12 protein-coding genes are annotated in these 12,693 nt (G+C 55.2%); all 12 read left to right on the top strand.

Going from position 1 to position 12,693, the window contains the following annotated elements; all coding sequences use genetic code 11:
- Positions 1 to 8 precede the first annotated feature (8 nt).
- The 12 genes from OKW39_RS25655 to OKW39_RS25600 all read left to right on the top strand — a co-directional run bounded on the left by OKW39_RS25655 (position 9) and on the right by OKW39_RS25600 (position 12,573).
- Complete coding sequence (locus OKW39_RS25655) at positions 9 to 1,112, top strand: zinc-dependent alcohol dehydrogenase (RefSeq protein ID WP_429563972.1); 1,104 nt, start codon at positions 9 to 11, stop codon at positions 1,110 to 1,112.
- Between the two features lie 44 nt (positions 1,113 to 1,156).
- The gene (locus tag OKW39_RS25650; RefSeq protein ID WP_429563971.1) at positions 1,157 to 2,002 is read left to right on the top strand and encodes an amidohydrolase family protein; all 846 of its coding nucleotides are present in this window, start codon (positions 1,157 to 1,159) and stop codon (positions 2,000 to 2,002) included.
- A 237-nt stretch (positions 2,003 to 2,239) separates the two neighbouring features.
- Positions 2,240 to 3,304, top strand: coding sequence for a Rieske 2Fe-2S domain-containing protein (locus OKW39_RS25645; protein ID WP_429563970.1), 1,065 nt, complete (start codon positions 2,240 to 2,242; stop codon positions 3,302 to 3,304).
- A gap of 20 nt (positions 3,305 to 3,324) precedes the next feature.
- Positions 3,325 to 4,920 carry an FAD-dependent oxidoreductase gene (locus OKW39_RS25640; RefSeq protein ID WP_429563969.1) on the top strand — a complete coding sequence of 532 codons (1,596 nt, stop codon included), beginning with the start codon at positions 3,325 to 3,327 and terminating at the stop codon, positions 4,918 to 4,920.
- Between the two features lie 31 nt (positions 4,921 to 4,951).
- Entirely contained in the window at positions 4,952 to 6,289 is a 1,338-nt protein-coding gene (locus OKW39_RS25635) for an MFS transporter (RefSeq protein ID WP_429563968.1), read from the top strand.
- A gap of 66 nt (positions 6,290 to 6,355) precedes the next feature.
- Positions 6,356 to 7,528 carry a mandelate racemase/muconate lactonizing enzyme family protein gene (locus OKW39_RS25630; RefSeq protein WP_429332279.1) on the top strand — a complete coding sequence of 391 codons (1,173 nt, stop codon included), beginning with the start codon at positions 6,356 to 6,358 and terminating at the stop codon, positions 7,526 to 7,528.
- Between the two features lie 71 nt (positions 7,529 to 7,599).
- The gene (locus tag OKW39_RS25625) at positions 7,600 to 8,112 is read left to right on the top strand and encodes a hypothetical protein (RefSeq protein WP_429332278.1); all 513 of its coding nucleotides are present in this window, start codon (positions 7,600 to 7,602) and stop codon (positions 8,110 to 8,112) included.
- Between the two features lie 307 nt (positions 8,113 to 8,419).
- Entirely contained in the window at positions 8,420 to 8,938 is a 519-nt protein-coding gene (locus OKW39_RS25620) for a hypothetical protein (RefSeq protein WP_429332277.1), read from the top strand.
- 11 nt (positions 8,939 to 8,949) lie between these two features.
- The gene (locus OKW39_RS25615; RefSeq protein ID WP_429332276.1) at positions 8,950 to 9,141 is read left to right on the top strand and encodes a hypothetical protein; all 192 of its coding nucleotides are present in this window, start codon (positions 8,950 to 8,952) and stop codon (positions 9,139 to 9,141) included.
- Positions 9,142 to 9,355: 214 nt separating this feature from the next.
- Complete coding sequence (locus OKW39_RS25610) at positions 9,356 to 9,826, top strand: hypothetical protein (protein ID WP_429359694.1); 471 nt, start codon at positions 9,356 to 9,358, stop codon at positions 9,824 to 9,826.
- A 240-nt stretch (positions 9,827 to 10,066) separates the two neighbouring features.
- On the top strand, positions 10,067 to 11,128 hold the full coding sequence (gene dctP, locus OKW39_RS25605) for a TRAP transporter substrate-binding protein DctP (RefSeq protein ID WP_429563967.1): 1,062 nt from the start codon (positions 10,067 to 10,069) through the stop codon (positions 11,126 to 11,128).
- 89 nt (positions 11,129 to 11,217) lie between these two features.
- On the top strand, positions 11,218 to 12,573 hold the full coding sequence (locus tag OKW39_RS25600; protein ID WP_429563966.1) for an MFS transporter: 1,356 nt from the start codon (positions 11,218 to 11,220) through the stop codon (positions 12,571 to 12,573).
- Positions 12,574 to 12,693 lie beyond the last annotated feature (120 nt).

Raw genomic sequence — 12,693 nt, 5'->3', positions numbered from 1 at the left:
ACAAACACATGACGAAGAAGGTACTTGCAGCGGTCAAGACGGATGTCGAAACCACGGAAATCCGTGAATTCGATTATCCGACTGTCAAGCCTGAAACCGGAATCCTGCGCATCGAAGCCAGTGGCGTAGGTGGCAGCGATCCCGAGCTCTATCGCAAGGCCGGCCACTTTCCGGTCATCATGGGCCACGAAAACGTCGGAACCATCGAAGAAGTCGGTGAAGTCGCGGCCAAGCGTTGGGGCGTGAAGCCCGGCGATCGCGTTGCTCTGCACGAATATCTTCCGTGCTGGCACTGCGAATGGTGCATGAAGGGAGATTTCCGTCTGTGTATGGAAGTCGATTTCTTCAATGTGAAGGATCGCCTCAATACCGATCGGTTCGGCATGTCCACCGCCAACAAGGCACCCCACCTGTGGGGTGGCTACGCGCAGTACATGCATCTGCCGCTCAACACGGTGTTGCACAAAATTCCGCAAGACATGCCGGCCACGCACGCAACACTGGCAGTGCCGTTCGGTAACGGCGTGCAGTGGGCGTGTCTCGACGGCGGCGCAGGTCCCGCTAAGGTCATACTCGTGTGGGGACCGGGCCAGCAGGGCTTGGGCTGCGTGCTGGCGGCAAAGGCCGCAGGCTCATATACGGTGATTCTGGCCGGCATGACGCGCGATCAAAGTCGTCTCGATCTGTCGCTGCGCCTGGGCGCCGACTATGCAATCAACATCGAAACGCAAGACCTCGAAGCCGAAGTGATGCGTATCACCAAGGGACGGGGCGTGGACGTCGTGGTTGATACGACCGGCGACCCCAAGGGCGAGATCGTCAAGCAGTCGATCGCACTGGCGGCAAAAGGCGCCTATCTGAGCCTGAACGGCCTTGAGCAGCACGTACCGATCGGCGAGATCAAGAAGCGCTATCTGACGGTTCGTGCACCGCGTGGCCGTAGCTACGCAGCGGTCGAATTGGCACTGCGCTATGTAGGCTCAGGCCGCTATCCGATCGATGAAGTGTGCTCGCACACGTTCAACCTGTCGCAGGTGCACGACGCAATTCTGGCCACCGCAGGTCGGGGCATTCAAGGTGCGATCCACGTGTGCGTGGACCCGTGGAAATAATGCCGCAGATCATTGGTTAAATTGAATTTAATAGAGGTAACGTCATGATTGACAGCCACGCACACCTTATTTCGACCGACCGCGAGAAATATGCGCCGTCGCCGCTGAGCGGCGTTCTGGAAGAAAACGCATTCGACAATCCGGTAACGGCTGAGCGCTTGATCGACTTGCTCGACACATTCGGTATCGATAAGGCGCTCGCGGTCCAACGCGCGCACCTCTACGGCTTCCACAACGACTACGTCGTGGATTCCGCACAGAAATATCCGGATCGTCTGCGTTCGCTGTGCATGCTCGACGCACTGGCACCGAACGTCGAAGAAACGGTGAAATACTGGGTCGGCGAGCGCGGCTCGGTCGGCATCCGTCTGACGGAACCGAAGAAAGGTGCAGACAGCAGCTGGTTCGCTTCGACGCAAGCGCGTCGTGCATGGGCAGCAGTGACGGATCTCGGCGGCAGCGTGCGTCTGCACTTCTACCGCTGGAATCGTTTGGCAGCACTCGAAGCGCTTCAAGACGTGGTGAGGGAGTTCCCTGATACGCCGGTTATTCTTGACCACTTTTCAAATATTATCGGCGAGGGCCCGGGACCGGATTACGGCGTGGATGAAGCACTGCTGAAATTCGTCGACAGCCCGAACGTCTTCTTGCTTTATTCCATGATCAACCTCGGCAAGTTGAAAGCGCTCGAGCTGCCGTCCGCGCCGGTTGTCGAGCGTGTGGTGCGCTCGTTCGGTGCCGATCGTGTGATGTGGGGTTCCGACATCGCTCAATCGAAGGGCGACTACAAGGACATGGTCCAGCTGGCGAAGGACTCCGTCTCCACCCTGTCGGCTGAAGATCAGCGCAAGGTGCTGCATACGACGGCTGAGCGCGTCTACTTCAGCTAATGAAGTTGCAAACATAAACGGCGTTCTGACTGGAACGCCGTTTACGTGCATTTCAGGGTTATCCCGAGTCATGTCGCGCGAAGCAACGCGATAAGATGCCATGAATACTGAATTGAATACTATTTAGGATGTCAGTCCGGTTGAGTCACAGAGGTCGCATGCGCAAACTGGCAGGTCTATTGTGTCGCACTTTGTTCCGATTTATCCGTTCTCGATTCCTTTCTCAGGAGACTGACAATGAAATTCCTCCGGAACTGCTGGTATATGGTTGGATGGTCGAGCGAGTTCTCGGCTACTGATATCGTCCCGTTCACGGTGATGAACGAGGCACTGGCGCTCTACCGCAAGGAAGACGGCACGCTCGTAGCACTCGAAGATCTGTGTCCGCACCGCCTGGTTCCGCTGTCGGTCGGCCGTAAGGAGGGTGATGAACTGCGCTGTATGTACCATGGTCTGAAATTCGCCGCCGACGGACGCTGCACCGAAATCCCGGGCACCGATCGTATCTCGTCGAAGGTCTGCGTTCGTAGCTACCCGATCGAAGAAAAACATGGTGCTGCATGGGTTTGGATGGGTGACGCTGCAAAGGCTGATCCCGCGCTGATTCCGCCGATCGAAGGTCCGGACAGCGCTGTCTTCGCGATGAAATGCTCGAAGAAGGTATGGAAGGGGAACGCGGAAATTGTCGCTGACAACTTGCTCGACCTTTCGCACGCACCGTATGTTCACGAAGCGACGTTCGGTGCCAACAACAAAGTGTCGCTCAAGATTCAGAAAGATGGCGAAGCAAAGCGCGGCATCGATACGGTCGAGCGTGGCGTCGTTGCTGACCGCTGGCACCTGCGACGTCAGTCGAATCCATACTTCGGTGAAATCCCTTCCGACGATAACGTCGTCAGCACGTTCCTCGTGCCGGGCGTCTTCATCCTCAAGATCCATTCGTTCGCCCCGGGCGTTCAGGATCGTCTCGTCGATGGCAGGCCCACAGAAGAGCCGATCTTCCGCCGTTGCACATGCCAGATGATCACGCCGATCAACGATACGGAATCGATGTTCTTCTATAACTTCGGTCCGGATCACGAGCATGCCGATCTGGCAGATCACGCTTTCGCGATCGCCGAAGCCGCATTCGCTGAAGACAAGGCAATCATCGAGACGCAGCAGGCAACGATCTCGAAAACGCCGGGGCGCAAGATGATCATGTTGGTGATGGATCAACCGGTGCTGCGTTACAACGAAATCTACAACGGTCTTCGCTCGGCGGAAGAGGCTGAGCGAGCCGCTGCTGCCCCCGCAGCCTAGGTAGATCGAACCGCGCTGGTATGTTTTCTGAGACACGAGGAATAACGAAAATGGAATTGAATTGGACCGAGCCCCGATGGGATGACCAGGCCGATATGGTTGTTGTCGGCTACGGCGGCGCCGGCGCGGTGTTTGCGCTTGAAGCTGCTGAGCAGGGCGCCGACGTGCTCATTCTCGAAAAGGGTGTGCAGGGCGGCGGCAACTCGGTCTGCGTCGCGGGCGGTCTGATCATGACCTCTGTCGACGAAGAAGAGTCGTTCAAATACCTGGATTGGCTGTGTGGAGGCCAAACTGATGAAAGCGTTCTTCGCCATTTCGTGTCGAGCCTCAAAAACATACCCGCCTGGCAGCACAAACTCGAATTGCCGCTCAAGGACAACCCGCAGCCGTTCTCGGCACCGGGATTTTTTCCCGAATTCCCGGGGGCTCCCGGCGGGGAAAGCATCAAAGGTATGAGCGTCGTCGCCGCACCGGGCGGAGCTGGCCTCTGGAATGCGATCTCCGCACAAGCGGAGAAGGCGGGTGGCCGCGTCCAGTGCAACACTCGCGTCACCAGGTTGGTTCAGCACCCGGTCACGAAACGGATTCTCGGTGTTGAAGCCGAACATGACGGCAAGACGATCGCGGTGCGTGCTCGCAAGGCAGTCGTGTTGGCCAGTGGCGGCTTCGAGGCGAACGACGCCATGTGCAAACAATTCCTGACTGCTTGCCCGATCTACTTCCTTGGTAGCCCGAATCTGACCGGCGACGGCATTCGAATGGCGCAGGAGGTTGGCGCGCAACTCTGGCACATGAACGCCGTAGCGGGCCCCCTGAACATGGGCATCAAGACGAAGGAAGGCTACGTCTATGTGACTTACGACCTGAACAAGGTCGCAGGCTTCGGCTATAAAAGCGGCGCCTTCAAGGACGGCGGCAGTCTGTTGTGGGTCAACCGCCAGGCGAAGCGCTTCCATAACGAAACGGTGGACACGTCGGTTGTCCAACATGGATTGGCCAATCGCGATACCTGGTTGGCAACGACGCCGGGCACCCCGGAATTCAAGAACGTGCCGGCATTCCACATTTTCGATGAAAAGGTGCGTGCGGGCGGTGCGGCAATGACGACGCTGAATTCGCGTGTGCCGCCGTGGTCGCAAGACAACCTCAAGGAAATCGAAGAAGGCCTCGTCATCAAGGCCGATTCGCTTGAAGAACTGGCGTTGAAGTGCCAGTGGCCGGAGATCCAGGGTGTGTGCAAGGCCGGCCGCCTCGATCCGGCCGCACTTCGCGAGACGGTTGAGCGTTACAACGATCAGTGCCGCAACAACCTTGATCGCGATTGCGGGCGCGAAACGTTCCTCGTGCCGCTCAACGATGAAGGCCCGTACTACGCGATCGGGCCAATGCTCCCGACATATTTGAACACGCACGGCGGTCCGAAACACGACGCAGGTCAGCGTGTTCTCGATCATCAGAACAAGCCGATTGCCGGTCTTTATGCAATCGGAGAATGCGGATCGCTATGGGGACCGTATTACAACTCGATGGGCGATATCGCCGAGTTCATCGTATCTGGCGTGACGGCGGCAAAGACCGCACTCGCCGATAGTGGGCGGGAGAAGGGCGCTAAATAGTTGTACGGATAATTAGCAAGGAGACACCGTAGTGAGTGAGATCGCAGATGTACAAACGAAGTTGGCCCCCGCCGACAACGTGGAAGATTCAAAGACGACCAAAGGTGCATGGTGGATGCTTATCGTTTTGACGTCCACCTACGTCATCTCGTTTATCGATCGGGGCGCGCTTGCTCTCGTTGTCGGACCGATTAAGGAAGACCTCGGAATTTCCGATCTTCAGGTCAGTTTGTTGCTTGGCCTTTCCTTTATGTTGCTGTATAGCATGCTCAGTATTCCGATGGGCATTCTGGTCGACAAATACCAACGGAAGACGCTCCTCGGCGGCGCGATCATGGCATGGTCGGTGGTTCAGATGCTTTGTGGTCTGAGTACGACCTATCTCCAGTTGTTCTTCACACGTGTTGGTCTCGGTGTTGGTGAATCGGCGCTTGCACCCGGATCGCAGTCGATGATTCGTGACGCATTTCCGCCGCATCGTCGCAGTATTGCTTTCGGTATCTACAATATCGGTCCGATGTTGGGTACTGGTTTGTCCATGGCTCTCGGTGCCGTCCTGTTGAAGGCAGCTTCTGCAGGCGCATTCGATACACTACCTGTCGTCGGCGGCATGAAGCCCTGGCACTTTGTACTGCTGGTGCCGGGCATCATTGGGGTTCCGTTCGCGATTCTGCTTTGGCTGCTGCGTGAGCCGCCCCGTCGTTTCCAGACCGATATTTCCGATGTGACGTACAAGCAGACCATGTGCTTCGTCTGGAAGAATCGTGGCGTGTATGTTCAACTCTGGGCTGCGATTTGCCTATACGGTATTGCCATTGGTTCCCAGATGGCATGGCTTCCGGAAATCATCGCTCGCACGCTACATGTTGCCCGTCCGGAAATCGGTAAGGCGATAGGCGGCGTTGCACTGCTCGCTTCCCCACTCGGTCTCCTGATTTGCGGCGGAATCGCGGACCGGTTGCGCAAGCGCGGCATGATCGATGCGCCTGTTCGGGTAGCGGCAGTCACAACGGCAATCGCCGCAGTCGTTACGGCATGCTTCCCGCTCGTCCATACGATGAGCGCGGGTATCGTCCTCTACTTCGTCCAAATGTTCATGTTTGCGATGTTCGCGGTGGCAGGCGGTGCAACGAATGCCGAGTTCACGCCGGGTAACATGATGGGCAAGATCACCGCCCTCTATTACTTGATCACGAATCTCGTCGGGTTGGCACTCGGCCCTACCGTGGTGGCGCTCGTTGCTAAATTCTTCGACGGTGCGAATGCACTTGGCGCCTCGTTCGTCATCTGCTACGTGGTCTCCGTGGCATTGGCAGTGATTCTGCTTATCCGTGTCAGCGGTGCATTGCGTCGGCCAGTTGTGCAATAACTCGTCGTCGCGTCGGGGCGTCATTTCTGACGTCCCTTCCCACGAATATCTATAGGTTTAAATCAAGTGAAGATAACCCGCGTTGAGTGCATTCCGATTTCGATGCCGCTGAAGAAGCCGATTAAGCTTCCGAATGTCACAATCACATGCCTGAATACGCTTTTCTTGGCTATTACAGCCGACAACGGTCTCGTCGGCTATGCGGAGTCGGGAGACACTTCATCGTGGTATCGCGGTGAAAGCCAAGCGTCGATGACGGCGATGATTTCCGATATTTTCGCGCCACGAATTTTGCTTGGTGAAGATGCGAGCAATATCGAAAAGATCGTCGGCATGATGGATCAACTCGCACGCGACAACAATCAGGCGAAGGCGTTGGTCGACTGTGCTCTGCATGATCTGAAGGGCAAGTCTTTGGGCGTGCCAGTCTACAGCCTGTTGGGTGGCCGCACTCGCGAGAAGATTCCGCTCGGCTGGGTATTGTCGGCGGGTGAGCCCGAAAAGGTGGCCGAGCTCGCGATCCAGGTCCGCGAGAATGGCTTCTCGGCGTTCAAGCTCAAAGTCGGCCGTCATACGTTCAATAACGACGTGGCTACGGTCCGCGAAGTGCGAGCCGCGCTCGGTCCGGATGCCAAGATCATCCTGGACGCGAATGGCTCATGGAACTACGAGCAGGCGTTGGCGACGATGAAGCGCCTCGATCAATACAACCTCTCATTCATGGAACAGCCACTGGCGCATCAATACCGCGACAGCCTGTCGAAACTGCGCGAGCGTATCACCACACCGATATACGCAGACGAGGGAGCGCAAGAGTTGGGCGATCTCCGCGAAATCGCCGAACGCCGTTCGGCCGATGGCGTCGTTCTCAAGATTCAGAAGGTCGGCGGGCTGGTCAAGGCACAGCGATTCCTGGCCGCATGTCGCATGTACGACATTCCTGTCTTTTGCAGCACGCTGATCGGATCGGGTGTCGAATCCGGGCCGAGCACGCATCTCATGGTCGCAAACGAGTGGGCATGCCAGTTCATGAGCGAAAGCATGGGCCCGCTCGCGATCCACGCAGCATGGAACAGTGGTGATATCCCCGTCGATCAGGACTTGGCTATCGGCGGCCAGCGCTTTAGCGGCGGCTTTGCGTATCCGAGTGAAGGCGTCGGATTCGGATTTGCATTGAATCAGGAATTACTGGCCAAGATTCATACGCCGGGACAGCAGCATCGGGTTGTCGAAGCGTAATAGCGGAACACAAGGCGGCGGGCTCGATTCCGGCGCGTTGCATAACCATAATCCAATATAGGAGATATTCGATGCACGGACTTAATTCGCCACCGTGGAAATATGCTGTACTTTGGCTCCGGGTTTATTTCGGCGCCGATCTTTTGTGGTCGGGTTTCCGCTATCTTTCGACAGGCTGGGTTCCGTTTATTCCAGGCATCGGAGGCCAATACGTGCAGGCGCTCGATGCCATTCACATGTTTTATGCCGTTAAAGCAGTGGAAATGCTGGCCGGCATCCTGTTGCTGACGAACCGATACGTGTTGCTCGGCGCAATTCTCGAGTTCCCGACATCTATCTCGATTTTCTGGATTAATACCTTTATCGTTGCGACTCCACGTCAATTGTTCTCGGGTCCGAATCAACTGCTAATAAATGGCCTCATTCTGGTGGCGTATGGCGGCTATATGGCAAGTGTGTTTAAGCCAAACAAGCCGCTCGCGCTATGGGAGGGCTTCAAGGTCGACGTCTGGAAAGAGCATTTGAGGCTGAGTAAAGGCGCCGAATCGACGTCCACTATTAAGAAATCAAGCGATTTCGCATAAGGGAGATCGAAGATGCAAAGTAACCGGAATCTTTATATTGGCCTTGCATGCTGCGTCATCATGACGTGCTGGGTATTCTTCGGATCCACAGGACTGGGCTATACAGAATATCGAGAATTGCGCGCACGCGATATGTTTGGCCTGGCAATTCCATGGATCTGCGTCATCACCGTCTTAATTCGGGATCGACGCAAAGGCATCATTTAACGGGCTCTCAGGCGGGGGTCTAGACCACCGCCTTTGGGGTATGCCTGCCGCAGGCATATTTCGTCGCTGTACTGCACTAACTTTTCGGAAATATTTCCCTATGCAAAGCGCTAATTCTTTCCCGTGGAAGTACGTCATTACGTGGCTTCGGCTGTATTTCGGCGCACACCTTTTCTTCTCAGGCATTCGATTCGTGATCGACGGTTACGTACCGATGGTTCCTGGTCTTGCCGGTCAGTATTTGGCCGGTGCCGATGCAATCGGTATGTATCATTGGGTCAAGTATATGGAGGCGATTTACGGCTTCCTGCTTCTGACGAACCGTTTTGTCTTACTGACGCTGATTCTCGAAATGCCGACGACGGTTACGATTTTCTGGCTGAATACGTTCATTTCCGCAACGCCGCGTCAATTGTTCTCGGGCCCGCAAGAACTGCTGATGAACGGTTTGCTGCTGCTTGCGTATAGCGGTTATATGGCTGCATGCTTCCGCCCGACCCTGAACCCTATGTGGCTGTGGGACGGTTGGAATGGCTTCAACCTGAAGGGTAAAGGTGGTCTATTGCAAACCGACCCGACTTTGGTCGGTGTGTCTGTCGAAGAAAAAGTATCGGCTTAAGGAGCACTCGCATGAAAAAAAATACCTGGATCGCAATCGCCATCTGTATCGCGCTGACGCTGCTGGCCATCGACGGCTCAACGGGTTGGGGTTGGGCGGACTACCGTCCGCTGCGTAACTTCGATTACTTCGGTCTCGGCATCTCCTGGCTGCTTTTTATCGGCGTGCTCATCCGCGACAAGATCAAAGGTGCCTGTACATGATGGTGTGGCACACCGGGTACTGCTTCCTGATGGTGATGTTCAAGCCGGTGATCGGCCGTATCGTCGACTGGAAGGCGTTGTCGAGCATTTGCTGGCCGGACGTCGCGTAAGTCTGTAAATCGGATATACGAAATTGCAACTGATTACCCCAAGTGAGGGTTGGCTGCCTCGCATAGGTGACGTAGTCTTTTTATCTGTATCAAAGGAAAGTACGATGAAGATGGCACATGAATCACCGTGGAAATACCTAGTCATGTGGGGGAGGTTGTATTTCGCGTTCCACTATCTTGAGTCAGGACTTTATTACGTAATTTTTAGATACGTGCCGGATTTCAGCCACGCGGGCAAAGTTGGTGCGTATATCGGTGCGATGGCGGACGTCGGGTTCTATCAAATGATCAAGTATGTTGAGGTCATACTTGGTACGTCGCTGCTACTCGATATAGGGGTGCCGCTTGCGCTGGTCGTCATGGCGGGTATCAGTACGACGATCGTCTTTCTGAATCTCTTCGTCTCGCCTGATCCGCGTGAATTGTTCACTGGCCTTCAGGAGTTGTTCCTGAACGGCGCACTCTTGCTGGCATACGGTGGATACTATGCAAATTTTTGCCGTATAAAGGCGCAGCCGTTTTGGTTTTGGGACGGGATGAAACGCGAAGGACTTGAGCCGAGGGGTGAGTCGTGAAGAGGGATTTCGCCGTTGTTTTTATGGTTGTAGTGGCGGTCACGCTGATTGTAATTTCCACTTCGACAATTTTCTTCGTGCGTCATCTACGTCTTTATGATTATGGTCCGCCCCTGGGCGCCGGGATCATTGTTTTGGCGATGATGGTCCGGGCCGCGGTATCAAAGCGATAGAAAGATTGACGCGCCGTCCACCGCGCACCCATACCTTCACTTCACCGTCTTGAAGGACGCTGGAAACATGACGAAGCGATTTACACGTTTCAAGTCGATATGGTCGATAAATCATATTTGCAATCACATTACCGGGGCGCTGCTCGGAACGCTTTTGATTGCACAGCCGATATGGGTACATGCACAGCGGCTGCAAACGCTTACGATCATGGATTATCGGTCGCCCCTGAATTCGGATCAACCGACAGTGCGCGGCATGATCCGGTTCGCGGAACTCGTCAACGAAGAGTCCAACGGACGCCTGGCAGTGACAGTAAGTCGAGCGACGGTTCCTGGATCGCCCGAAGACCAGATCAAGGCGTTGCAAAAGGGGGGACCTGGTGCTCCCGATATGATGCTGCTGGTTACGCCGGCGCTGCGTCATCTCGAACGCGAATTCGAGATCATGGACCTTCCGTTCGTGGTCAACAGCGATCGCCAGGCGCATGAACTGCTGGACGGTCCCTTTGGCCGGGAATTGCTGTCGCGTCTCCAAGGCCATGGACTGACGGGTCTCGCTTGGTGGGAAAACGGATTCCGGCAGATCACGACGTCGGGGCGGCCGTTCAAACACGCTAATGATCTGACTGACCGTCCGGTTCGTGTGATTCCGGAACCGGCGTTTGTGGAGACGTTTAAGGCCTTAGGTGCCAAGGTCGTTGGTCTTCCGTATCCCGATCTATATCCGGCTCTGAAGTCGGGACGAGTGGAGGCCGAAGACAACTTTTACTCCCAAATCGTGGTTGGCCATCTGTATGATGTTCAGTCGAGCGTGACGGTGACGAATCATTCCTATAGCGCGATTGCAGTCGTTGCTAACTCCGCAATATGGCAAAAGTTGTCGGTTGGGGACCGGAATGTTCTGCAACACGCAGCGGTGGAAGCAGGGCGCTATGAACGCGACCTGATTCGAGAACAGGCCGAGGCAGATAGAGCCACACTTGCACATCATGGAATGATCGTTCAGAGCCTCTCGCCAAAGGAAATTGCAAGGATGGAATCTATGACGGAGTCCGTCAGAGAGCAATTCTTCCGGAACTACGATCCCATAATTCTCGATACCTACCGGCGTCAGATAGCAAAGCGTTAGATAATTCGGTGAGTGACGAAAATATAATCCTCGGGGCAAAGCAGGACGCCAAAGCGGCGTCGCCCTCTCGGCAGACGCGACTGATTCCTATGATCGTCGCTGTGCCGATGTTTTTGCAGGCAATCGATACGTCGATATTGGGCACGGCACTTCAATCGATTGCTACGTCGTTGAACGTCGAGATACTTCACCTCAACTTCGCCATCACCGCGTATCTTTTAAGTTTGGCGCTGTTTCTGCCCGCGAGCGGTTGGCTCACGGATCGCTTCGGTACCCGCCGTGTCTTCTGTTCGGCAGTTGCGATATTCTCGGTAGCGTCGGCACTGTGCGGAGCCGCAACTTCTATCACTCAAATAGTTCTGTTCCGGGTATTGCAGGGCCTTGGCGGCGCAATGATGGTGCCAGTCGGCCGGTTGATTCTCTTGCGCAGCATTCCGCCTGCACATTTGGTAATGGCGATGGTCTGGTTTACCGTGCCTGGGACCATCGGTCGTGTCTTGGGACCGCTCCTCGGAGGCTTCATCGTCACGGTGGCGTCATGGCGCTGGATATTCCTGCTCAACATCCCTTTCGGCGTGCTGGGGATCTTGTTGTCACTAAAGTTTGTGCCGGATTCGCGATCAGAAAAAAGGGAACCGTTTGATGTCACCGGCTTTGTTTTGATGGCGATCGGACTTTCTGGAGTGGTCTGCGGCCTGGAAACTATCGGGCACAATTTTGTTTCACTGAGCGCTACAATTTTTGTTACAAGCATTGGCATCGTGGCATCAATCGCCTATTGGATCTATAGTCGAGATCGTGCTGACGTGATCATTCCGCCCAGCCTATTCCGATATAAAGCATTCAGTATCACAAATATCGGCGGTATGCCATTAAGAATAGCGGTCGGATCGTCTCCGATTTTCGTTCCGCTGCTTTTGCAAGTCGGTTTGGAATTCACGCCTATTCAGGCCGGATTGACGAGTGCCTGGCTTTCGGTTGGAGCCTTTGGGATTCGGCCAATTATGCGACGGGCGATTAATAGATTCGGATTCAAACCTCTTATGATTGCAGCGACGGTACTGTCAGGTGCCGCATTTGCTGCTTATGGTTTGTTCTCGCCCGGAACGTCGATTTATTTCATGTGCGCCGTGCTCTTCGCGGCTGGCATCTTCAATTCGCTTGGAATGGTCACGATGAATACGGTCGGATATTCCGGCGTCCCGAAGGCCATCATGAGCAAGGCAACAGCACTTTCAACTATGATGCAGCAGACGTCGATGAGTATTGGTGTCGCACTATGCGCTTCCTGCTTGACGTTTAGTGCGCGGGCTCACGGGCATAGTGCGGAGCATTTGACGATGAGCGATTTTCCGATGATGTTCTTTATCGTCGGGGCGTTGAGTTGTCTGTCAATGCCTGCGTTCCTCCGTCTTCCGAACGATGAAGGTGCCGAGCTGCGGTAAGTGACCTCGGTTAAAACGATGAGCGCCGGATGCGCACCCGCAGTCAGCGACAATTTCGGGCGGAGTTTAGGCTAGCCATTATGATGGCCACGATCGCGATGTGCGCTTCGCATGCTTCAC

Source organism: Paraburkholderia sp. MM6662-R1 (assembly GCF_050436245.1).
Taxonomy (GTDB): Bacteria; Pseudomonadota; Gammaproteobacteria; order Burkholderiales; family Burkholderiaceae; genus Paraburkholderia; species Paraburkholderia tuberum.
Note: the sequence above shows the minus strand (reverse complement) of the source record. Positions and strands in the feature narration are given on the sequence as shown.

Excerpts from the sequence above, each read along its gene's own strand:
- OKW39_RS25620 (WP_429332277.1), top strand. The coding sequence starts at position 8,420 with ATGCAAAGCGCTAATTCTTTCCCGTGGAAGTACGTCATTACGTGGCTT.
- OKW39_RS25655 (WP_429563972.1), top strand. The coding sequence starts at position 9 with ATGACGAAGAAGGTACTTGCAGCGGTCAAGACGGATGTCGAAACCACG.
- OKW39_RS25640 (WP_429563969.1), top strand. The coding sequence starts at position 3,325 with ATGTTTTCTGAGACACGAGGAATAACGAAAATGGAATTGAATTGGACC.
- OKW39_RS25650 (WP_429563971.1), top strand. The coding sequence starts at position 1,157 with ATGATTGACAGCCACGCACACCTTATTTCGACCGACCGCGAGAAATAT.
- OKW39_RS25645 (WP_429563970.1), top strand. The coding sequence starts at position 2,240 with ATGAAATTCCTCCGGAACTGCTGGTATATGGTTGGATGGTCGAGCGAG.
- OKW39_RS25615 (WP_429332276.1), top strand. The coding sequence starts at position 8,950 with ATGAAAAAAAATACCTGGATCGCAATCGCCATCTGTATCGCGCTGACG.
- dctP (WP_429563967.1), top strand. The coding sequence starts at position 10,067 with ATGACGAAGCGATTTACACGTTTCAAGTCGATATGGTCGATAAATCAT.
- OKW39_RS25600 (WP_429563966.1), top strand. The coding sequence starts at position 11,218 with ATGATCGTCGCTGTGCCGATGTTTTTGCAGGCAATCGATACGTCGATA.
- OKW39_RS25625 (WP_429332278.1), top strand. The coding sequence starts at position 7,600 with ATGCACGGACTTAATTCGCCACCGTGGAAATATGCTGTACTTTGGCTC.
- OKW39_RS25610 (WP_429359694.1), top strand. The coding sequence starts at position 9,356 with ATGAAGATGGCACATGAATCACCGTGGAAATACCTAGTCATGTGGGGG.